Below are 23,369 nucleotides of genomic sequence, written 5' to 3'. Positions count from 1 at the left end.
TTACAAAATTTATTAAAAACTCTTTAGAGCCTTTCTTAACTTTTCGCTCATTTCATCAATATGTTCTTTTTGCAAAATTAAAGGAGGTAAAAATCTCAAATCATTCTCTCCGCAACTTATCAGTAAAAGTGCATTTTCTTGGCATTTTTGAATGACCTTGAATACTTTTACACTTTTATCAAGACTCAGCCCTTGCATAAACCCTAAGCCTTTGCGTTTTTTACAAAAATCAAATTCTTTGATCAACTCATCTAAACTTTGCTCTAAATAAGGCGTGAGTTTATTGACATTTTCTAAAATTTTTTCTTCTTTAAAAATTTCAAAAACCGCATTCACTCCTGCACAAACCAAAGGATTTCCCCCATAAGTGCTACCATGATCGCCTGCTTCTAAAGAATTGCTTGCTACCTTTTGATTTATTACAAAAGCACCCACACTAAGCCCACAACCCAAGGCCTTCGCTGAAGTCATGATATCAGGCAAAATTTGTGCGTGCTCATAGGCAAAAAATTTTCCACTTCTACCCATACCACATTGAATTTCATCAGCGATTAATAATATATCTTTTTCATCGCAAAGCTTTCTTAAGGCTTTGTAAAAATCTTTATTTGCAGGATTTATCCCACCTTCTCCTTGCACACTTTCTAAGATAATGGCACAAGTTTTTTCATTTACTAGTTTTTCAACGCTTGAAATATCATTATATTTTGCAAATTTAACCCCTGAAATTAAAGGCTTAAAAGGCTTTTGATATTTTTCATTAGCAGTAAGCGATAAAGCCCCTAAAGTACGCCCATGAAAAGAATGCTTAAAAGCGATAAATTGTCCACCCTTAATGCCTTTGTTAAAGGCGTATTTTCTAGCTGTTTTCATCGCTCCTTCTATACTTTCTGTACCAGAATTTGTAAAAAAAACACGCTCTAAAGCACTAGCTTTGGCTAAATTTTTAGCTGCAGCGGCTATGTTTTCATTATAATATAAATTGCTAGTATGTAAAAGTTTATCCACTTGAGCTTTGATTTTAGCATTAAATTTAGCATGATTATATCCTAAAGCACAAACACCTATACCACTTGAAAAATCAAGATATTTTTTAGCCTTATCATCAAAAAGATAAACCCCCTGCCCTTTTTCTAAAACTATATCAAAACGCTTATAAGTAGGGACAATATGACTTTGTTCTTTATAATCCATTTTCATCCTTTAACCCACCAAAGTGCCTATACCTTCATCGGTAAAAAACTCAAGCAACAAAGAATGTTTCACACGCCCATCTAAAATATGTACCTTTTTGACTCCATTTTCACAAGCATCAATGCAAGATTTTAATTTTACATGCATACCACCTTCTATTTTAGGAGCTAAAATTTTAGCCTGTTCAAGGCTGATTTTAGAAATTAAAGAATTTTTATCATTAAAATCCTCATAAAGCCCTGCAGTATCAGTTAAAAAAGCAAGTTTTTCAGCCCTTAAAGCCTTAGCGATCGCACAAGCTGCGTCATCAGCGTTGATATTATAAGTATTAAAATTCTCATCCATGCCAATAGGAGCAATGATAGGTAAAAAATCTTTTTCCAAAAGCTCTTCTAAAATTTTCGAATTTACCTTTTGTATCGTGCCAACAAAAGCTAAATTTTCATCTTTTTTCACACATTCTAAAAGCGCGCCATCTTTACCACAAAGCCCTATGGCTTTAACTCCTAAATTTTGCAAACTATGGACTAAATTTTTATTGATATGATTTAAAACCATACTGGCTACTTCAGTAGTGGCTTTATCACTAACCCTAAGACCGTTTTTAAACTCACTCTTTACGCCTAATTTTTCACACATAGCAGAAATATCTTTTCCCCCACCATGTACGATGATAGGCTTTAAACCCACAAGTTTTAAAAGAGCTATATCTTGCATCACGCAATGCTTTAGCTCTTCATTTTCCATAGCTGATCCGCCGTATTTTATAAGTATAATCTTGGAATTAAATTTGCGTATATAAGGCAAAGCTTCGATTAAGACATTGGCTTTTTCTAAATATTTTTGCATGATCATTCCTTAAGCATTAAAGCTAGTTTGATTATACTCATTTAAAGAAAGATCGTAATAATTCGCATCTTCTCTTAAAGTAAAACCATAATGTTTCCAAAACTCATTGCCTAAATCATTGTTTTTAAAAGCGATCAGGGCGATTTTATTGATTTTTTGAGCTTTTAAAGCCTCAAGACAAAATTTTGTCATCTCGTGCGCTATGCCCTTTTTTCTATGATCTTTATGTACACATACATGATAAAATCCTCCTGTGCGTCCATCATGCCCGCAAAGTATACTTCCTACAATTTCTTCATCAATCACTGCTACAACGCTAAGATTTGGGTTTCTATCTAAAAAATTTTCTATATTTTCTTTGCTATCATCAATGCTTCTTATCCCAAAGCCTTTTATCTCACACCAAAGCTTATAAACGGCTTCATAATCGCTTTTTTGCATAGCTCGTATTAACATTTTTATCCTTTACAAATTTGCAAAGAATTTAAGTCCTTCATCTTCATCAAAATCAAACATTAAATTCATATTTTGAACAGCTTGTCCTGCTGCACCTTTGATTAAATTATCAATAGCACCAAGCACAATAACACGCTTTGTGCGTTGATCTACACTAAAATTTATATCCGCAAAATTGCTTGATTTAACCCACCGAGTCTGCGGAAGCGACTGCGGCGGTAAAAGCCTTATGAATTTATTGTTTTGATAGTATTTTGTATAAATATCGCGTATATCTTGTTCTTGCAAATCCTCTTTTAAATTTGCATAAGCACTGATTAAAATTCCTCTTTGCATAGACACAAGATGAGGGGTAAATTGTAGAGTGATTTTCTTTTTGGCTGCATAGCTTAAATGCTCTTCAATTTCAGGAGTATGGCGATGCAAAGCTAAATTATAAGCTTTGATATTTTCATTAACTTCACAAAAAAGATTTTCCACCTTTGCACTTCTTCCTGCTCCACTTACTCCACTTTTTGCATCAATAATAACTGAGTTAAAATCAATAATCTTTTCTTTAAAAAGCGGATAAAGACTTAAGATAGAACAGGTGGTATAGCAACCTGGATTTGCCACCAAACTTGCTTTTTTTATCTCTTCTTTATAAAGCTCGCAAAGTCCATAAACTGCATTTTGCAAAAGCTCTTGATTAGGATGAGTGAATTTATACCAAAGCTCGTAATCTTTAGGATTTTTAAGACGAAAATCCGCACTTAAATCAATGATTTTCATCTTTTTTAACAAATTCTTATTTAAAAGCTTAGCACTAAATTCATGCGGAGTAGCCAAAAACAAAAGATCAAGCTCAAGTTCATCTAAATTTTTATTTTCAAAACATAAATTTAAAGGGGTGTTAGGATAAAGATCTTGATAATTTTGCCCCACGCTAGAACTCGAACCCAAATAAGAAATTTCAACCTTGGGATGATTAAGCAAAATGCGAACAAGTTCATTTCCCGCATAACCACTCGCTCCTAAAATCCCAGCTTTTATTTTCATCTTTATCCTTTAAATGTAAAAGCAAGTATTATAAACAAAAAAGCTTAAAATAAAAATACAATTTTTAAATTATTTTTTATTTAAAAACTATATCTTAAATTAGCATTTGCACTCCAATCTACATTTAAATCGCCAAAAAATGTCTTTTCAAATTCAAAACTAAAGCGTGTTTTATCGTTAAGCTTATAATCATTTCCTAAATTTATAAACATTCTTTGATCTTTTTTCCTTCATATCTTCTCTGACTTGCTTGATCCTCCAAGATTTGATCTCCTGCTTTAATCGGATCCGCATACAAACCAAGTCCTGTTCTAAAATTTAAATTTTAATTTTGACTTCCTATGAAAAATGCTGTTTTTACGACTAAAGGAATATAAGAAAATCGTTTTAAACTAGCAATATCTCCTTTTAGATCCATAGCTCCTACATAACCACTGATAAATTCCAAACTCGGCTCAAGATAAAATTTATCATAAGCTTTTCTATAACCTAACTCAGCACTTAAGATAATATTATGCGAACCATCATTATCATCTAATCTACCTTGATTTCCTGGAATAAAATTTGCATTTATTTCATTTTGATAATAAATATATCTAAAACAAAATCACTATAAAAACCTTACTCCACTGTAAAGCTCGAAATTCGAATACTCGTTTAATTTATCATGTCCGCTTTGAATTTCAAAGTATTTTCCACTATTATACTCATCACTCGTACCCCATCCAAAAGTTCTTAACCATACACCACTTTCATAAGGATTATTGCGTAATTCCCCCATTCTTTTATGCATATTATCCCACTCCTATCATGGAGCCTAAAATAGCTTGAGCAAGTATAGATTTAGTTTTTACAATAGCTTGAGTATTATCATTAGTAAAAAAAATATTCATCTTTAATCTTAGAATCAATTTTTTCTAAATTCCACTCTGGGCAAAATTTTCTTCATTATGAGAAAAAACAACATTTGGGGTATACGTACTAAAACCTTGCTCACATTTGGCATAGTAAAAAATTCCCTTGTTAAATGTTTATTTTCATCTTTTAAATGAGCTAGTAAGATATTTAAACCCGCTTTTTACTAGGATTATTAAGAAAAATTAATACTAAAGTATTATTTACTCCTTGTGTGCTTTCCTTAGAATTAATATAATCTGCTTTAGAATTTTCAAAATCCACATTGATTTTAAATATTGTATTATTTGCACTTAATTTTTTTTTTGCATCAACTTTCCTATAAATAGCACTTTTTTCTACTTGAAGATTGCTCATTTGTATATGAGACTCAAGCAAAGAATCTTTAATCGCAAGATTTTTTTGCGTATCATTGATACCTTTGATATTACCACTAAAAAATGTGTTTTGCAAAGTAACATCAGAATGATCAAGATTTAAATTTACACTAAAATAAACCTTTTCTATCTTAGCATTTTGGGTATTTTAAAGCTTTTGCTCAAAAGCCATTTCTTTGCCAACTCCTGTTTATACAACATCTCCATAAGAATAATCATCAGTCTTATCAATAATATTTTCCCCATCTTTTTCATCGATCCACAAATTTTTACTTCCAAGCTCTATTTTGGAATTTTTAGCATTAAGGTTTTCTACTTTTAAGCTTACATTACGCCCTAAATAAAACTCGCTTTTTTTCTAAATTAAGCTCTTTTAAAACAAAAACCCAATCTTCTTGTGTAAAACTTACAGGCTTAGTTAAAGCACTTAAACCATGTTCTTGAAGTTTTTTAGCTTGTTCTTTGCTTACATAAGCGTGTATTCTAGCATGTCCTTGAAAATTTAACTTGGCATTTTCTGTCCTAAAAACACCTTCTTTATTGTAAATATTACCATCAAAAATCAAAGCTTTGTCTGTATTGGCACTCATTGTTACAGCTTCATCTGAAAAGATATTGCCATGATAAAGATAATCTTGCTTGTTTTCTAAATTTAAATGTATTCCTGATTAAGAACTTGTGATAAAAACATTATTAGAGTCAGTTTTAATTTGATCAAAATTTAATGTTAAGCCCCTGATAAATCCAAAGTTCTGCCATTCATATAAATTTCGCCAAAACTTAAACCTTCACCCTCAAGACTTACCTTGGTCCTCACCCATTCTAAGTCCTGTATCCACACTTTGACTTTTGACAACAAGCTCTCCTTCACCCATTTTATAAAGAAAATCATCTTTTTTGGTTTTAACATTATATTCTACCTTGAACCCTTATCAGCATAAATTCCGCCATGTATAAGCCATTTATCGCCTGTTATTTGCCAATTTGAATTTTTATCAAATTTAAAACACTAGCGCCTAAATCCACATCGCTATTTAATTTATATTTCCATTTTGAGAAAAATACAAATCCTTGCTATTTTGCATTTCTTCAATTCTCTTATCACAATTATTTTTATCATCAAAAGAATTTTTATAGCTTACATAACCCACATTAGTCTTAGAAATCAAACTTACATTTTCTATTTTTTTACCATCTTTCACCAAACCATCGCTACTAAGTGTATAAGTTCCAGATCCTATGGCTATTTTATGAGTATTTTGAAATTCATTGATCTTTACTTGATTGATCAAAGCATAATCAACCTGTGAACAAGTATATCCATCAGTAAAATGGGCATTACAATTACTCGTACTTACTGCACCTACTAAATACCATTTTTTATCAATCTTATCATAAACATAAACTCCACTTCCAGAATCCCCAGGTGTTGAAGAACTTGTAAAAGGATTTCTTTTATCATTGGTATAATTAAGAAATTGCAACTTAAAACGCTTATCTTCAGTATTTTTAGGAGCTAAACTGACAAAACCTCCTAAATTAATTTCATTAGAATCAAAAATCTTAATGGGTACTTTATTTGTATCTTCAAAACCTAAAGCTACAATACCACTTCCCTCTCTTACAAAGTACTCATAACGCGAACTATCAAAAAGCTTGCCTTTGCCTTTTGAATAATCACATTTTCCACTTTGACAACTATCCCAAAATGGATCCTTGTATTCATAAATATCTCCACTCTCCACCATCGCCAGAATCTTTTTCAATAAGATTTAAATCTTTACTCAAATTTGCACTTTTATTGAGACTAATCTTACTCATTTTTAAAACAGCAAAATCCACATTTTCTTTTTTATAAGTAAAATTATCACTTGAGCTTACGATTCTATTTGCTACACCTCCAAAGTGTAAAACACTACCTTGTTTCACATAGCCTTTATTTACTTCCCAGTATTTAAACTTGTACTCATATGAGAAGCACTGACTATATAAGATTGTCCTATATTGGTAAATTCTCCTTGGAATTTTCCTCCACGATTTGAAGTAGAAAAATCAATCATAGGCACATTAAAAGAGATATTTTGACTAGGATTTTTTGCTAAAATTTAAAAGCCAATTTGACCTACTTGAAATTTGCCTTTATTACTGGCAAAATCAAGATATTCTTGAAAATAACTTTGGATCAATAGCTGAAGCAAAAAGATAGTTAGAAAAACCAAATGCCATTAATGTACAAAAAGATAATTTTAGTTTCATAAATCCCTCCTCATTTTTAAGTGCAATTTTAGCACGAAAAACTAATTTTTAACTAAAATATAAAGTTGCTCATGAAGATGGATGTTGCGATTTTTAAGATTGCGAGAAGCTCTAAAAGTATTATATTTTTGCTCTAAAATCCGGCATTTTCCAAGAGTGCTTAAGCGCTTTAAAAAAATTTCTTTTTTTACAAAACCTTCACAATTATAAGAAAGTAAAATCACTCTTGCTTTTAAATCATTAATAAGTTCAAATAAAGCATCTTGGGCAAATTTTGACTTATTAAAAGTACTGCGGTTCCAATCCTTTGGAATGCCACTGATTTTAGAAATTTCTTCAGGTTTTTTATAATTTGCAATTAAATTTAGCATAAAATAATTAGAACTATAAGGGTGCTGATTATAAGGGGGGTCAAGATACACTACATCAAAAAAATCAAGTTCTTTTGCAAGCATGTTTGCATCCTTTTGCATCACTTCAAATTCACAAGAAAAATTTGAAAAAATAGGCATTTTAAGCTCTATTTCTCCTTTAATGCGTTTAAGTGCATTTTGTCCTTCGCCACCAAATTTTCCGATGCCATCCTTACCCTTATAAAAACCTTTAAAAACTCCGCTAGTATTTGAATGAACACTGGCTTCATAAATCAAAGGAGCTATAAAGAAATGCCTCAATTCTTTTGGAATTTCATTTTCGATTTTTTGCCTTATAGTATCAAGATATAAAGCATTTTTAAAAGTATAAAAAACCCTTTCATTTTTTTTAATATCATCATCATCTTTTGGAGCATAAAGCTCACTGATAAAACCTTTTTGAAAATCTAAATTTTGGATTAAATTTTTATAATACTTTTTTATATTTTGAAGTAAATCTTTGTCTTTATTAGCAAGATAACACTCATTGATGAGTTTTGAATAATCTTCTAAATCATTGGCTAAAATATAATTTGAGTGTGCTTTTGCAAAACGACTTACAACACCTGAGCCACTAAATATATCACAAAAACTAAATTTATCTTTACCAAGTTCTTTTTTAGCTACCTTAAAGCCATTATTTAAAAAACTTAAAAGTGCTCTTTTATTTCCAAGATAAGTTATAATTTGCTCTTTTAAAAAAGAAGGATTTTCTTTCAAAATTTAAAACCTTTAAAAGCCTTATCCACAAAAGTGGATTAAGCTTTTTTTGGAGTTACAAGCATATTTACATAACGACCTTCAAAATTTGGCTCTTTGTCACGATTAGCTTCATTTTCTATCATAGTCCAAATTTTTTCAAGCAAAGCTACACCTGCTTCAGGAGTTGCCATTTCACGTCCTTTTAAGAACACACGAAATCTCACATGCTTACCTTGTTCTAAAAATTCTAAAGCATGTTTTACCTTGTAATTAATATCATTTTGAGCAATTTTTACAGAAAGTTTGATTTCTTTTATATCAATCACTTTTTGTTTTTTCTTTGCTTCTTTTTGTTTTTTCTCTTGTTGATAACGGAATTTACCATAGTCCATGATCTTGCAAACAGGTGGCTTAGCATCTGCAGCTATCATTACAAGATCAAGTCCTAAACGATTTGCAATTTCTAAAGCTTCATCACTACTGATAATACCATAAACTTTGCCATCATCGCCAACACATCTGATTTCATCCGCTCTTATTTCTTCATTGAGCAATACTTCTTTTTCTTTACTCAAAAGTGTACCTCACTCATTTTCTCCTTAACTAATTTAATAAATTCGTCCAAGCTAAGATTTTTTTGTTCTTTAGCTCTTCTATCTCTTAAAGCAACGCTACGCTTTACCACCTCATCATCGCCTAAAACTAAAATCATAGGTAATTTTTGCTTTTCAGCGATACGAATTTTTTTACTTAAGCTCTCATTTTTTTCATACACCTCGCTATCGATATTAAGCTCTAATAATTCTTTTTGAATTTCTTTTGCGTAAGCAATATGTGCTTCGCCTATTGGCACTATACCCACCGCAGTTGGTGCGATAAAAAACGGAAACTCACCCGCACAATGCTCGGTTAAAATTCCTATAAATCTTTCAAAAGAACCTAAAATCGCACGATGCAACATTACAGGTTGTTTTTTTTCATTATCACTATCAGTGTATTCAAGTTTAAAACGACTTGGCAGGTTAAAATCTACTTGTATGGTTCCACATTGCCACTTTCTTTTTAAAGCATCAGTGATTTTAATATCAATCTTTGGCCCATAAAAAGCCCCGCCACCTTCATCGATGCCGTATTTTAAACCTTGTTCATCTAAAGCTTCTTTTAAAGCCTTAGTCGCCACTTCCCAAATTTCATCATCACCTATGGCTTTTTCAGGTTTAGTTGAAATTTCCATTTCATAGCTAAAATCAAATAATTTCATCAAATTATCCACAAAAGCTAAAATTTCTAAAACCTGCTCTTTAATCTGACTTGGCATACAAAAAATATGTGCATCATCTTGAGTGAATTCTCTCACTCTAAAAAGTCCGTGCAAAACCCCACTTTTTTCATGACGATGCACTACGCCGTATTCAAAAAATTTCAAAGGCAAATCACGATAGCTTCTTACATCACTTTGATAAATTTTAATATGCCCCACACAGTTCATAGGCTTAATACCATACTCTTGTTCATCAATTTGTGTAAAATACATATTTTCTTTATAGTTTGCATAATGCCCACTGATTTTCCATGCATCTGCTTTTAAAAGCTCAGGCCCACGCACAGGCTCATAACCACGCAAACGATGAATTTTATAAAGCATATGTTCAAGTTTAGATCTAAGTCTTGCACCATTACTTAACCAGATAGGAAGGCCTCCTCCGATCTCATCATCAAAAGTAAAAAGTTTAAGCTCTGTTCCAAGCTTTCTATGATCGCGTTTTTTAGCTTCTTCAATAATGGTTAAATACTCTTTTAAACTTTCCTTATCTGCAAAAGCAGTCCCATAAATTCGAGTAAGCATTTCTCTTTTTTCATCGCCACCCAAATACGCTCCTGCAACACGAGTGAGTTTAAAAAAGCGTAAAAATTTCGTATTTGGCACATGAGGACCACGACACAAATCTTCAAATTCACCTTGTTTATAAATACTTACAGCTCCATCAGGAATACGCAATAAAACTTCTTGTTTTAAATCATCATTTTGAAATTTAGCCAAAGCTTCGTTTTTTGTGATTTCATATTTTGAAATTTCAATCTTTGCTTCAGCAAGTTCTTTCATCTTTTTTTCAATTTTTACTAAATCTTCTTCGCCAATCTTACTTTCTACACGAAAATCATAATAAAATCCATCTTCTATAACAGGACCAACGAAAAATTTAGCCTCAGGATACAAGCTCTTAATCGCCTGTGCCATCAAATGCGCACAAGAATGGCGTATCACTTCTAAACTTTCTTTAGAATTATCAAAATAAATTTCTTTTAAATTTGTATTTTTCACACTTTGAGAGTCAATTATCGTCTCATTGTCCAAATACGCAATAACTTCTTTTTCCATATTTTTAACCCTTTGTCGCTCACTTACCCTGTGAGTGTTTATAAAGTTCTAATTTTAACTTTCTAAGACTTAATTATTTTTGAAATTCAGCTTATTTTTAAAAAAAATCTTAGAATAAATTTAATATTTATTTATAGCTTAAATTCACTTCCAGCATTTAAAATCCCACTATAATACAAATAAAAGAAAACAAATCCTAAAATAATACGATAAATTCCAAAAGGGATAAAGTCGAATTTAGAAATAAATTTTAAGAAAAATTTTATAACTAAAACTGCAACAATAAAAGCAGTGATAAAACCTATGCCTAAAGGAATTAAAGAATTTGCATTGCCAAGAAGCTCAGGCTCTTTATAAATGCTATAAGCTGTAGCGATAATCATCGTTGGAATGGCAAGCAAAAAACTAAACTCAGCAGCCACTTTTCTATTAAATCCTAACAAAAGCCCACCAATAATACTTGCTCCACTCCTTGAAGTGCCAGGAATCATGGCTAAAGATTGAAAAATACCTATACAAAAAGCTTGTTTAAAGCTTATTTCTTCTAAAGAATTGATACGATATTGTTTATTTTTGTGCGCAAGTTCTATAAGAATAAGCACAACACCACCAAAAATGAGCATTCCAACCACAACCCAACCATTAAATAAAGCATTTAAGTATTTTGCCACAAAAAGCCCTATAACTCCGGTAGGAAAAAATCCCACTGCAAGTTTTAACCAAATATCAAGCCCTTGAAACAATTTACGCCAAAATACAAAAATTACCGCCAAAATAGAACCAAGCTGGATGATAATCAAAAAGCTTTTCCAAAACTCATCTATATCGATACCTAAAATAGTCGTACCTAAAATCATATGTCCTGTTGAAGAAACAGGTAAAAACTCAGTCAGACCTTCTATAATTCCAAGTATTAAAGCATATAAATTTTCCATATTTAATCCTTGAATGATAATTGCAAAAGAAAAATTATATCAGAATGGATTAAATAGGGTTTTAACCCCAAAAATTAAGCATCTTTTTTAACAATACGCTTAATGAAATATAATACAACTCCCACAAAAAAGATAAGTGCGAAAAGCTCACTATCATGAAAATTTGCTAAATTTAAAGCTAAAGGATTTTCACTACCACCCATACTTACTGAAAATACAGTAATTCCTGCGATAATTACCCCAAAAATACTTTCACCCACTATAAGCCCTGAAGCAAAAAGCGTGCCTCTTTGCTCACAACTTGCAAGTTTTTCTTCTTTATGAGAATTTTTTGCATATTTTTTAGTCAAGTGTTGCATTACAATATATTTTAAAATTCCGCCTATAACTAAAGGTATATTTACAGCAGGGGGAAGGTAAATACCTATTCCAACGGCTAAAGGCGGCAAAGACATTTTCTGTGTTCTTCTTAAAATTTTATCTATAATAATCATTAAAATTCCTACAAATACACCAAAAGCCATATAACCCCACTCTATATTGTGATGAAAAATTCCTTGGGCGATAGTACTCATTAAATTTGCTTGCGGTGCTGCTAAAGCTGATGAAGCATCCATACCTTCTCTTGGCATTGCTCCGACAAAACCATAGGCTTGATAAAGCAAATTTAAAACAGGAACTATAGCCAAAGCACCAAAAACACAGCCTACAAGTAAAGCAACTTGTTGTTTCCAAGGAGTAGCTCCGACTAAATGTCCTGTCTTTAAATCTTGTAAATTATCATTCGAAATAGCAGCTGTAGCTAAAATAACACTAGTAGTAAAAATAGCTAATGCTACTGCAAATTTAGAAAGCATAGGATCTTGAAAAAGTTCCACACCTAAAACCAAAAAAACAATAGAAGAAATAATAACACCAATAAGTCCGATTCCAGAAATAGGACTAGAAGAAGATCCTACAAGTCCTGCCATATATCCGCAAGCTGCTGCAACAAAAAAACCTATTAAAACAGAAACTAAAGTTCCAACAAATGAAAATAGCATTTGATAATAAATACTTAAGTTAGCATCTTCAACAAAACTATAAAAAGTAATAAATAAACCCACAACCATTAAAACAAAAAGTATAAAAATACTTTTTAAAGAAAGGTCTATATTTGTTCTTTCATTTTTTTCTTGATTAGTAATTTTAACATTTTTAACAATTTCTTTAATACCTTCAATAACGGGTTTTAAAAGTTCTATTAAAGTCCAAAGCGCTGCTATAGCAATAGCTCCTGTTCCTATAAGCCTTACTTTAGAACTCCATACACTAGAAGCTAAATCTACGGCATTTTTTGCACTATCGAATTCAAAATTTGAAAGATAGGGAGTAAAAATACCCCAAGCTAAAAACATACCTACAAAAAGAGCTATAGCACCTGCTAAACCAACTAAATAACCTGCCCCTAAAAGTGCCAAAGAATATCCCATAGAAAAACCAAAAGCCATTTTATTCCAAATAAAAGCAAAATTACTCTCACTTGCAGCGAGTTTAAAACCATTGCTTAACAAACTAAAAATAGCAGCTATAAAAGAGCCTAATGCTATTTCTTTAATGCCTTGTTTTCCTTTTTTACTACTCTGATCTTTATTGGCTACTTTTAAAATTTCAGCTGCAGCTCTACCTTCAGGATAAGCAAGCTTGCTTTCAACCACCATAGTCCTTCTTAATGGTATAGTAAAAAGCACTCCAAGTCCGCCACCACAAAGACATATCATAAAAGTTTGCCAAAGTGGAAATTCACTCCAATACCCACACATAAAAAGTCCTGGGATAACAAAAATAACTGATGATAAAGTTCCTGCTGCTGAAGCTTGAGTTTGAATCATATTATTTTCTAAAATATTTGAAGTCTTAAAAAGACTCAAAACCGCCATGGAGATGACCACAGCTGGAATTGATGATGAAAAAGTAAGTCCCACTTTTAACCCTAAATATACATTTGAAGCTGTAAAAATAATAGTTAAAATACTTCCCAAAACCAAACCCCTTAAGGTAAGTTCTGGTAAATTTTGTTTTTTGTACATCATTTCTCCGTTTTAAAATTTTACTTTCAACTTAAAAAATATTCTTATAAGTTTAAATTTATAATTTTTCTCTAAAGCAAAATAAAATAATACAAAAAAACGCTTATATTTTTATAAATTTTTGACTCAAAAATATCATAAAACAATGAGCTAATCATTGAAAAATCAAAAGTTCTTTTATTTTAATTATATTATCCCAGCTACCTCAGCAAAAATCAAGCAAATAATACTTATACCCCATATATAAAAAAAGCTTCTTTTGATATGATCTCTAATATTAACCTCTGCTAAACCACAACCTAGCAAAGTTGCAGGCACAACAGGAGAAATAAATGTCGCACAATTTCTTGCTATCACCATGATAATAGCTATAGTCAAAGGTTCAGCACCAAAAGCCTTAGTTACACTCAAAACTATAGGCATCACTCCATAAAAATAAGAATCCGTACAAAAAATAATTGCCATTGGAACAGCCAATATCCCTACCATTAAAGGAATATAAGTACCTAAATAATCTGGAACGAAATTTAAAATCAAAACACCCATTTTCTCCATAATACCACTTTTATCAAATACGCCTATTAATATCCCAGCACCAATTAAAGTAATATACATAAGCATTGCACCAGCACTTGCACGATCTAAAACTTTTTTAGCTATTTTTAAATTAGGATAATTAAGCGGTAAAATTATTACAAGCCCTATCATAAAGCAAATATAACTAGGAATAATACCACTAATTAAAAGCCCAATAACCCCAATAGTTACAAGTAAATTTAACCAAAACCATTTTTCATTATGGTGCTCGCTTTTTTCTATATTTAATTTTATTCCCGACAAGTTACCTGCGCCTGCGCCTCTTTTTATTTCTATCTTAGCAATCCAAATTGCCAAAAGAAGGGATAATACTAAACCTACAATCTGAATAGGTATAATATGGTGCCAAAGCAAATTTGCATCCATTCCTATATTAGTAGCCGCTCTTAAAGTAGGACCACCCCAAGGAATAACATTCATAACCCCCATAGCTGAAGTAATAATCAATAACATTGAAGTCTTTCTTATACTTAAACGCTCATAAATAGGTAATAATGCAGGTATTACAATAAGAAAAGTAGAAGCACCCGAACCATCTAAATGTACAGCAGCAGCAATAAAAACAGTAAGAATGCAAACTTGATATATATTAGCTTTCATTTTTGATAAAAATGCATTTAAAATTTTAGTAAAAAAACCACTTGCATTTAAAACACTAAAAAAGAGTATAGAAAAAACAAACAAAGCTGCCGTATCCGTTACGCTTTTGACTCCATCTTTAATAAAAACAACCAATGTTTTAATATCAAAAACACCTCCTTTAACCCCTAAAGCTACACCCACGCCAAAACCAAGCCGTTCAAGAATAAGTAAAATACAAGCTACACTAATACTTACACTTATAAAAGCTAGTGCTGGAGTAGTATAATCTTTTAGCAAAAGCCAAACTATCAATCCTAACGAGAAAAAACCCAATAAAGCTAAAAAAATTTCCATATCCTATCCTTTTGTATCATTTTTATTCGATAATAAAATAGGATATTTTAACTCCAACTTATATGTGTTTAAATTTATAGCTTTTTTAAAAAAAATATATTTTCTAATGTAACCATTATAAACAAGAATAAAAAAATAATTTTGAATTATTTTGCTATAATTATGAATATTTTAATTTATACTATCAAAAGAAAAAAATGAAATTTTTTAAACTTTCTTTCTTGGCTTTAGTTGCCTTTTTTTTAGTGGCTTGCGGTTCTTCAAATCCTGAAGATTTAGCTAAAAATTTTACAAAAGATCTTTACAGTGGTAATACTAAATCTGTTATGAGTTACATTGATCTTAGCGAAGCTAAAAGCGATGAAGAAAAAACATTTGTTAGTGATAAAATCACTCAAGTTGTTGCTGAAAATGCAGCCAAAGCAAAAAGAATGGGTGGTGTTAAAAATATTCAAATTGAAGAAAAAACAATCAATAAAGATTCTGCTAAAATCAGAGTTTTAGTGTTATTTAACAATGATAATAATCAAAGCAGCAATGTTTTTCTTGCTAAAAAAGATAGAAAATAGCTTGTTTTACTTAAATAAAATTTTATATTTTTTCTTAATTTTATTTTTATTGATTGGAATTTTGGGTTTCTTTATAAATTCCAATCCTTCAAATCAAATCATCAAAAAACCCTATCTACCTTTTCTTGAAATAGGTGATCTTGTCTTTCGTGCAGGAATAGGAAGTGAAAGTTTTTTAATAGAAAATTTAAGTCAAAGCCCTTATTCTCATATCGCTATGGTAGTTAAAACTTCTCCAACTATACTCATACATGCTACAACAGATGATGACAAAAATGCTAAAGACCAAGTTATCTTAAGCTCTATGGATGATTTTTTAAAACTGAGTCATAAAATTGCTATTAAAAGATTAAAATTTGATGAAAAAACCAAACAAAAAATAGTTGCTAAAGCTTTGGAACATTTAGGCAGAAAATTTATCATAAGTACAGATAAAGATGCTTTTTACTGCACTACTTTTTTTAGAACAATCTATTAACTCCATTACCCCATTTCATCTTCAATATACTCTAATCAAAGCTCCTTTTAATGAAGGTTTATATCTTTTTCCACAAGCTTTTTTTGAAAATAATTAAAGCGTATTAATTTTATGAAAGTCAAAAATTTTTAATTTCACATTCACTTCACTTAAAAATTTTATAATGTCATCACTTTACATTAAGGAGAAATAATTATGAAAAAAAGTATTTTATTCACATCAGCACTTTTAGCTAGCTCAATGCTTTTTGCAGATAGTCTAAAACTTGAAGGTACTATTGCACAAATTTATGATAACAATAAAACCTTGCTTATTGACTCTATTTATGGCGGACAAATGGCTATAAAAGTTCTACCAAATACCGAAATAGAAATGGATGATTGTGGTATTTTTGGAACAGATAAAGATGGAACTTTTAAAGATTTACAGGTTGGAAATTTTTTAGAAAGTAAAATTTCTTATGGAATACCTGCTACACCAAATACTCAGGCTATTCCAGTAGCTAGAAAAATTGAAATTCAATGTTATAAAAAAGCTTATTAATATAAATCCCTTAACAAGGGATTTATAAAAATCATTCTTCGGCAAACTACTTCATTACTCTTAAATAAAAATTTAAACTCTTTTTTAACAAGCAATTTATAAAATAACACTTATATTTTCATCTAAGGCAAATAATGAAAAAATGGATTTTTATTGTTTTTTGTTTTATATTAGGTTTTATTATTCATATATTTTATATAGGATACACTAACGAACTTTTATTTAATAAATTTATTAAAAACAGCAATCCTGATTATACAATTACAGATATTTACTTCAAAAAAGGTTTTTTAACTTCTAAGGGAAGTTTTACTTTAAATCACTCTCATACACAGCTTTCAACCAAAATCGACCTTAAATTTAATAATTATTTTTTGTTAAATAAAATTATAAAAGGAAATTTTACAAATCCTTTTGATTTTTTAGATAAAGTGTTAAAAAACAATAAATTAGGAACTTTTACTCTCAAATTACACGATAACAACTCTAAAATATTTCTAAATATTAAAGATATAAATTTAAGCAATGAAGGTGGAGATACCATCATAAACGGCGGATATATTGAAGCTTTAATGAATAAAAATTTAGAAATTAAAAACATTAAAATACATTTTGATATGATTAATTTTTCTCAATTTTATACTAAATTTGTGTTGCAAAATTTAAATTACGAACAATTTTTTAACAATCCTGTACAATTTTATGAATTAAATTTATTTAGCAAAAGCCAACAACAAATCAACTTTGATTATCTTGTGTTAGATAACAATAAAATCAATTCTTTTTATAGCAAAAATCTAGTAAATTTTAATGAAGAAAATTCAACAATAAACTTAAACATACAAGGAAAATCCAATGAAATTGATATTGATCTTAAATCTTTATTGGGTCAGAATTTAAATTTTGACAAAACAAAATTTAATATAACCATAAATAAATTTCTTAACTCAAATTTCAATATCTCTCATTTTATTCAAAAAAATCTTGATCTAGAAATACAAAATTTAATTCTTGAAAAAAATAAACAAAATATCAGTCTACAAGGCAATTTAAATATTAACAACTCTTATCAAGCAAAATTACAAGTTATCAGTTCAGATGAGCCTGATGAAATTTTTCCTTGGACAAAAGATTATGGAGGTTTAAATCAATATTTTTTAAAAGAAAATAATAACTTTTTTCTAAATTTATCTTATGATAGCTTAGCCAATCCTCAACTAAAAATTAATGGTAGTGAATTTTCAAATATGGATTTAAATTAATGAGCCTAGCTTTGACCTTTCGCCCTGAAAATTTTGATGATATTTTAGGACAATATGAGCTTATAGAAATTTTCAAAAAATTTACTGCTTTACAAAAACTTCCTCATAGTATTTTTTTTGGAACGGCAGGTTCTGGAAAAACAACTTTTGCTAGAGTTGTAGCCAAAGAATTTGGCTTAGATTTTTATGAATTTGATGGAGGAAATTTTAAACTCGAAGAACTAAGAAAAATTTTAGATAATTATAAAAATAGTCTTTATAAGCCTTTAATTTTTATTGATGAAATTCACCGCCTTAGCAAAACCCAACAAGAAATGCTTTTAATTCCTATGGAAAATTACCGTTTAATTTTAATCGGCGCAAGCACTGAAAATCCCTATTTTGTTCTAAGTTCTGGTATAAGAAGTCGTTCCATGCTTTTTGAATTTAAATCTTTAGGGGTAAAGGAACTTGAAACTTTACTCTTGCGTGTACAAGAAAAAATGAAATTTAGTATTGATAAAGAAGCTAAAGATTTTCTACTGAAAAGTGCTGATGCAAGAGCTATGCTAAATTTGCTTGAATTTGTCTTGGTTTTAAATGAAAAACATATCAGTCTTGAAAATCTTAAAAAACTTCGCAACACCATAAATAGTGAAGGTGTTAGCTCAAAAGATACACATTATATTTTAGCAAGTGCAATGATAAAAAGTTTACGCGGAAGTGACGTTGATGCAGCTATTTATTATCTTGCAAGACTTATTGATGCAGGAGAAAGTGCGGATTTTATCGCTAGGCGTTTGGTGATTTTTTCAAGTGAAGATATCGGAAATGCCGATCCAAATGCTTTAAATTTAGCGGTTTCGACTCTAGAGGCTGTTAAAAATATAGGTTATCCTGAAGCAAGAATTATCCTAGCCCAATGCGTAGTTTATTTAGCAAGCACAATCAAATCTAATGCAAGCTACAAAGCTATCAATGAAGCTTTAAACTATGTAAAAAATAATGAAGCTTTAGAAATACCTAATTATCTTAACAACAATCATCAAGAAAAACAAAACTATCTTTATCCACATGATTTTGGTGGCTGGGTAGAGCAAAAATATCTTAGTAAAAATTTAAAATTTTATCATAGCAAGGGCTTAGGAGAAGAAGCAAAATTGTTAGATAATTTATATAAATTAAAAAACCATAAAGCTTAATTTTATTATTTAAAATTTACAAAATAAATGCTAAAATCAATATTTTATTTTCAAGGAAAAAGATGATTAAAATAGGAATTTATGGCGCTAAAGGACGAATGGGAAAACAGATTGAAGAATGTTTAAAAAGCGAAACACAAGCACAAATTTCGATACTTTATGATAAGGGTGGAAATTTAGGAGAGCTTTTTGAAAAAAGCGATGTGATTATTGATTTTTCTTCCCCAAGTGGAACTCATGAGCTTTTAAATTATGCAAGAACTATACCTAAACCTTTGGTAATAGGTACAACAGGGCTTGATGAGAAAATTTTACATTTGATGCAAAGTGCTAGTGAAGTGATGCCGATTTTTTATGCGACCAATATGTCTTTAGGTGTTGCGGTTTTAAACTATCTTGCTAGTAAAGCCAGTCAAATGCTAAGAAATTTTGATATAGAAATTTTAGAAATGCATCATCGCCATAAAAAAGATGCACCAAGTGGTACAGCTATGACTTTAGCTCAAAGTGTAGCAAAAGCTAGAAATTTAGAACTTGAAAAAGTAAGAGTAAGTGGAAGAGATGGCATTATAGGTGAAAGAAGCAAAGATGAGATTGCCGTGATGAGTTTAAGGGGTGGCGATATAGTAGGACGTCATACAGTAGGTTTTTATGAAGATGGAGAATTTTTAGAACTTAATCATACCGCTACTTCAAGGGCGACTTTTGCTAAAGGTGCGATTAAAATCGCTATTTGGCTTAGTAAGCAAGAAGCAAAAATGTATTCAATCAATGATTTTTTAGGAATTTAAAATGTGTGCAGTTGTAGGAGTTATTAATTCAAAAAATGCTAGTACTTATGCGTATTATGCGCTTTTTGCTATGCAACACCGTGGGCAAGAGGCAAGTGGTATTAGTGTGAGTAATGGTAAAAATATTAAGACTATTAAAGCTAAAGGTGAAGTGAGTCAAATTTTTAATCCCGATAATTTAAAAACTTTAGAAGGTGAAATCGCTATAGGGCATAATCGCTATTCTACAGCAGGAAATTCAAGTTTAAACGATGCCCAACCCATAGCAGCCACTTCGGTTTTAGGTGATATTGCTTTAGCGCATAATGGAAATTTAGTCAATAAAGAAGAAGTAAGATCAAGACTTATTCAAGATGGGGCTATTTTTCAAACCAATATGGACACAGAAAATGTTGTTCATCTTATCGCAAGAAGTAAGCAAGAAAGTCTAAAAGATAGATTTATTGAGAGTTTAAAAGAATGTATAGGAGCTTATTGTTTTGTTTTAGCAAGCAAAGATAAACTTTATATTGTAAGAGATCCTCATGGGGTGCGTCCTTTGTCTTTAGGGCGTTTAAAAGATGGAGGCTATATAGTTGCTAGTGAAACTTGTGCTTTTGATCTTATAGAGGCTGAATTTATTCGTGATGTTAAACCAGGGGAAATGCTTATTTTTACTCAGGGAAATGATAAATTTGAAAGCATAGAACTTTTTTCTCAAACTCCTAGAATTTGCGCTTTTGAATACATTTATTTTGCTAGACCTGATAGCATAGTAGAAGGTAAAAGCGTGTATGAAGTGCGTAAAAAAATGGGCGAAGCTTTAGCTAAAAAATTTGCTTATAAAGCAGACTTTGTCGTGCCTGTGCCAGATAGTGGAGTAAGTGCAGCTATAGGTTTTGCTCAATATTTACAAATCCCTCTTGAAATGGCAATAGTAAGAAATCATTATGTAGGAAGAACTTTTATAGAGCCAACTCAAGAGCTTAGAAATTTAAAAGTAAAATTAAAGCTTAATCCTATGCGTAAAGTTTTAGAAGGCAAAGAAATCGTAGTCATTGATGATAGCTTGGTGCGTGGCACTACTTCTAAAAAAATAATTTCCTTACTTCGTGCTGCAGGAGCGAGTAAAATCCATCTTGCCATAGCTTGTCCTGAGATCAAATTTCCTGATACTTATGGTATAGATACTCCAACTTTTGAAGAACTTATCAGCGCAAATAAAAATGCTGAAGAAGTGCGTGAATATGTAGAAGCTGATACACTAAGTTTTTTAAGCATAGAAGAGCTAACTCAAAGCATAGGCGATGAAAGAAAATATTCTTTAATCAGTTTTGATGGAGATTATTTTATTAAATAATTTTATTTTAAATTAGGATTAGGCAAGGTTGCACTTGCACTTCCTACATTTATATTTTGAGTTGGTAGCAAAGGAGTATTTGGTGCATCAATTTGACTTAAAAGCTCTAAAGTTTGATTAAATTCGAAGCTTTCTTCAGGATTTTGTCCTAAGAATTTTTGCATAAATTCTTTTTTAGAAATAGCTTCATCAAGTTCTTTATCACTTCCTTTCTGATAAGCACCGATGCGAAGCAATACTTCATTTTCTTTTAAAAGCGAGTTTAAACGCTTAAATTTTCTTGCCCAAAGTTTATGTTCAGGACTTATAATGTCACTCATCACCCTTGAAGCAGAGTTTTGTATATTAATAGGAGGATAAATTCCAAAGTCTGTTAATTCACGACTTAAAACAATGTGTCCATCTAAGATAGAACGACTTTGATCGGCGATTGGATCGCTCATATCATCACCATCCACTAAAACGGTAAAAAAGGCTGTTATAGTGCCTTTACCTTCTTCTTTACCGGTTCTTTCCATGAGTTGAGGCAAAAGACTTAAAACACTTGGCGGATAACCTTTGGTTGTAGGAGGCTCTCCAAGAGCTAGTCCAATTTCTCTTTGTGCCATAGCAAAACGCGTTACACTATCCATGATAAAAAGTACATCTTTGCCCTGTTCTTTAAAGTATTCTGCCACACTCATTGCGCAAAAAGCACCGTATTTACGCATCAAAGCACTATCATCACTTGTAGCAACAATAATCACTGTATCATCGAGCTTTCCGCCTAAATTTTTTTGTATAAATTCAGGAATTTCACGCCCCCTTTCTCCTATGAGTGCCACTACTTTTATAGGAGCTTTGGAATTTTTAACTATCATTCCCATAAGAGTGGATTTTCCTACCCCACTTCCTGCAAAAATACCAAGTTTTTGTCCTACACCACAAGTTAAAAGCGCGTCTATGGTTTTAACACCCACGGGAAAAACTTCTTCTATAAGCCCTCTTTTCATGGCATCAATAGGTGCACGCATTATAGGCATATATTTGGTTACTTCTATAGCTCCTTTACCATCTTTTGGGCGCATAAAAGGATCTACTACTCTGCCTAAAAGTTCATCGCTAACGCCTATTTGCATACCTGCATCACTTATGAAAGCACGATCGCCTATTTTGAAACCTTCTATAAAAGAAAAAGGGCTTAAATAGCTAAATTGTTCCTTGATTTCTACGACCATAGCTAGAGTGTTTAAATTTTCATTTTCATTGGAAACTAGCTTCACTATATCTCCAACCCCTGTTTTAAGCCCACGAATTTCTATACTCGTAGAAGAAATTTTTGTAATCTCTCCAAAGATAGCACTTAAATTTTCTTTACCAAGTTTGGAGCGTAGTTTTTCAAGATTCATTAAAATCTTACCTGTTTAGCAGAGTTTATGAGAGAAAAAAATTCCTCTCTGGTTTTTTCATTTTTTAAGAAAATTCCACGTAAAGCTGAAGTTGTAGTGGTGGAATTAGCTTTTTGTATTCCACGCATTTCAACACACATATGTCTTGCTTCTATGACTACACCCACACCTTTTGCATCAACATTTTCCATTAAAGCTTGTGCGATTTGTTCAGTAAGTTGTTCTTGAATTTGAAGTCTTCTTGCAAACACTTCTACAAGGCGTGGAATTTTGCTTAAACCTACTACTTTTTTATTAGGGATATAGGCTACATGAGCACGCCCAAAAAAAGGTAAAAGATGATGTTCGCAAAGACTATAAAATTCTATATCACGCACCAAAACCATTTCATTATTAGAGCTTTCAAATAAAGCATCATTTAAAATGTCTTTGACATTTTGCGTATAACCACTAGTAAGAAATTCATAAGCTTTAAAAACACGATTTGGTGTTTTAATAAGCCCTTCACGATTTGGATTTTCTCCTATAATTTCAAGTATGGTTTTAACACAATCTTCAAATTTTTTTTGCAAATTTTTCTCCAAAAATATTTTTTATATTTTAATAATAATGTAATATTGCAATTTTATCATAAATTACTTTAAAATTTTATGCAAGTAATAAGGAAAAATTTGCTATCATTGAAGGCAAATTTTATTTTA

18 protein-coding genes and 2 pseudogenes are annotated in these 23,369 nt (G+C 30.9%); 7 read left to right on the top strand and 13 right to left on the bottom strand.

What is annotated here, in order from left to right; translation table 11 throughout:
- Positions 1 to 12: 12 nt before the first annotated feature.
- The 11 genes and pseudogenes from AJ889_RS02425 to AJ889_RS02350 all read right to left on the bottom strand — a co-directional run bounded on the left by AJ889_RS02425 (position 13) and on the right by AJ889_RS02350 (position 15,117).
- On the bottom strand, positions 13 to 1,200 hold the full coding sequence (locus AJ889_RS02425; RefSeq protein WP_074484694.1) for an aspartate aminotransferase family protein: 1,188 nt from the start codon (positions 1,198 to 1,200) through the stop codon (positions 13 to 15).
- 3 nt (positions 1,201 to 1,203) lie between these two features.
- On the bottom strand, positions 1,204 to 2,049 hold the full coding sequence (gene argB, locus AJ889_RS02420; protein ID WP_002859393.1) for an acetylglutamate kinase: 846 nt from the start codon (positions 2,047 to 2,049) through the stop codon (positions 1,204 to 1,206).
- Between the two features lie 3 nt (positions 2,050 to 2,052).
- On the bottom strand, positions 2,053 to 2,499 hold the full coding sequence (locus AJ889_RS02415; RefSeq protein ID WP_002860626.1) for a GNAT family N-acetyltransferase: 447 nt from the start codon (positions 2,497 to 2,499) through the stop codon (positions 2,053 to 2,055).
- 9 nt (positions 2,500 to 2,508) lie between these two features.
- Positions 2,509 to 3,537 carry an N-acetyl-gamma-glutamyl-phosphate reductase gene (gene argC, locus AJ889_RS02410; RefSeq protein ID WP_032584640.1) on the bottom strand — a complete coding sequence of 343 codons (1,029 nt, stop codon included), beginning with the start codon at positions 3,535 to 3,537 and terminating at the stop codon, positions 2,509 to 2,511.
- Between the two features lie 80 nt (positions 3,538 to 3,617).
- Positions 3,618 to 7,085, bottom strand: a pseudogene (gene vvfC, locus AJ889_RS09490) (autotransporter serine protease VvfC).
- 41 nt (positions 7,086 to 7,126) lie between these two features.
- Positions 7,127 to 8,218 (bottom strand): DNA adenine methylase, encoded by a 1,092-nt coding sequence (locus AJ889_RS02375; protein WP_002857221.1) that lies wholly within the window; start codon positions 8,216 to 8,218, stop codon positions 7,127 to 7,129.
- Positions 8,219 to 8,256: 38 nt separating this feature from the next.
- On the bottom strand, positions 8,257 to 8,775 hold the full coding sequence (gene infC / locus AJ889_RS02370) for a translation initiation factor IF-3 (protein ID WP_002851726.1): 519 nt from the start codon (positions 8,773 to 8,775) through the stop codon (positions 8,257 to 8,259).
- Positions 8,772 to 10,580: a threonine--tRNA ligase gene (thrS, locus tag AJ889_RS02365; protein WP_032584642.1), complete on the bottom strand. Its 1,809-nt coding sequence runs from the start codon at positions 10,578 to 10,580 to the stop codon at positions 8,772 to 8,774. The genes infC and thrS overlap by 4 nt, the downstream gene beginning before the upstream one ends.
- A gap of 131 nt (positions 10,581 to 10,711) precedes the next feature.
- Complete coding sequence (locus AJ889_RS02360; RefSeq protein ID WP_002867121.1) at positions 10,712 to 11,515, bottom strand: undecaprenyl-diphosphate phosphatase; 804 nt, start codon at positions 11,513 to 11,515, stop codon at positions 10,712 to 10,714.
- A 74-nt stretch (positions 11,516 to 11,589) separates the two neighbouring features.
- The gene (locus AJ889_RS02355) at positions 11,590 to 13,587 is read right to left on the bottom strand and encodes an OPT family oligopeptide transporter (protein ID WP_074484696.1); all 1,998 of its coding nucleotides are present in this window, start codon (positions 13,585 to 13,587) and stop codon (positions 11,590 to 11,592) included.
- A gap of 183 nt (positions 13,588 to 13,770) precedes the next feature.
- Entirely contained in the window at positions 13,771 to 15,117 is a 1,347-nt protein-coding gene (locus AJ889_RS02350; RefSeq protein WP_002854418.1) for a CitMHS family transporter, read from the bottom strand.
- Between the two features lie 245 nt (positions 15,118 to 15,362).
- Here AJ889_RS02350 and AJ889_RS02345 point away from each other — a divergent pair, with 245 nt between their 5' ends.
- From AJ889_RS02345 to purF, 7 genes and pseudogenes are all read left to right on the top strand, one after another.
- Positions 15,363 to 15,686, top strand: a complete 324-nt coding sequence (locus tag AJ889_RS02345) for a DUF4878 domain-containing protein (RefSeq protein WP_002854421.1) — start codon at positions 15,363 to 15,365, stop codon at positions 15,684 to 15,686.
- Position 15,687: 1 nt separating this feature from the next.
- Positions 15,688 to 16,261 (top strand): annotated as a pseudogene (locus AJ889_RS02340) (YiiX/YebB-like N1pC/P60 family cysteine hydrolase).
- Between the two features lie 98 nt (positions 16,262 to 16,359).
- Positions 16,360 to 16,707 carry a hypothetical protein gene (locus AJ889_RS02335; RefSeq protein WP_002854337.1) on the top strand — a complete coding sequence of 116 codons (348 nt, stop codon included), beginning with the start codon at positions 16,360 to 16,362 and terminating at the stop codon, positions 16,705 to 16,707.
- 134 nt (positions 16,708 to 16,841) lie between these two features.
- Positions 16,842 to 17,969 (top strand): hypothetical protein, encoded by a 1,128-nt coding sequence (locus AJ889_RS02330; protein WP_002869499.1) that lies wholly within the window; start codon positions 16,842 to 16,844, stop codon positions 17,967 to 17,969.
- Positions 17,969 to 19,150, top strand: coding sequence for a replication-associated recombination protein A (locus AJ889_RS02325; protein WP_002860636.1), 1,182 nt, complete (start codon positions 17,969 to 17,971; stop codon positions 19,148 to 19,150). Before AJ889_RS02330 ends, AJ889_RS02325 begins: the two co-directional genes overlap by 1 nt.
- Before the next feature lie 62 nt (positions 19,151 to 19,212).
- Positions 19,213 to 19,941 (top strand): 4-hydroxy-tetrahydrodipicolinate reductase, encoded by a 729-nt coding sequence (gene dapB / locus AJ889_RS02320; protein WP_002860637.1) that lies wholly within the window; start codon positions 19,213 to 19,215, stop codon positions 19,939 to 19,941.
- Between the two features lies 1 nt (position 19,942).
- On the top strand, positions 19,943 to 21,280 hold the full coding sequence (purF, locus tag AJ889_RS02315) for an amidophosphoribosyltransferase (RefSeq protein WP_002857257.1): 1,338 nt from the start codon (positions 19,943 to 19,945) through the stop codon (positions 21,278 to 21,280).
- 2 nt (positions 21,281 to 21,282) lie between these two features.
- On the opposite strand, the gene fliI is transcribed toward purF, so the two are convergent.
- Together fliI and folE are read right to left on the bottom strand one after the other, a co-directional pair.
- Entirely contained in the window at positions 21,283 to 22,668 is a 1,386-nt protein-coding gene (fliI, locus tag AJ889_RS02310) for a flagellar protein export ATPase FliI (protein WP_002934863.1), read from the bottom strand.
- The gene (gene folE / locus AJ889_RS02305) at positions 22,668 to 23,240 is read right to left on the bottom strand and encodes a GTP cyclohydrolase I FolE (RefSeq protein WP_002869503.1); all 573 of its coding nucleotides are present in this window, start codon (positions 23,238 to 23,240) and stop codon (positions 22,668 to 22,670) included. The genes fliI and folE overlap by 1 nt, the downstream gene beginning before the upstream one ends.
- Between the last annotated feature and the right edge of the window lie 129 nt (positions 23,241 to 23,369).

Source organism: Campylobacter sp. BCW_6468 (genome assembly GCF_001762865.1).
Classification (GTDB): domain Bacteria; phylum Campylobacterota; class Campylobacteria; order Campylobacterales; family Campylobacteraceae; genus Campylobacter_D; species Campylobacter_D jejuni.
Note: the sequence above shows the minus strand (reverse complement) of the source record. Positions and strands in the feature narration are given on the sequence as shown.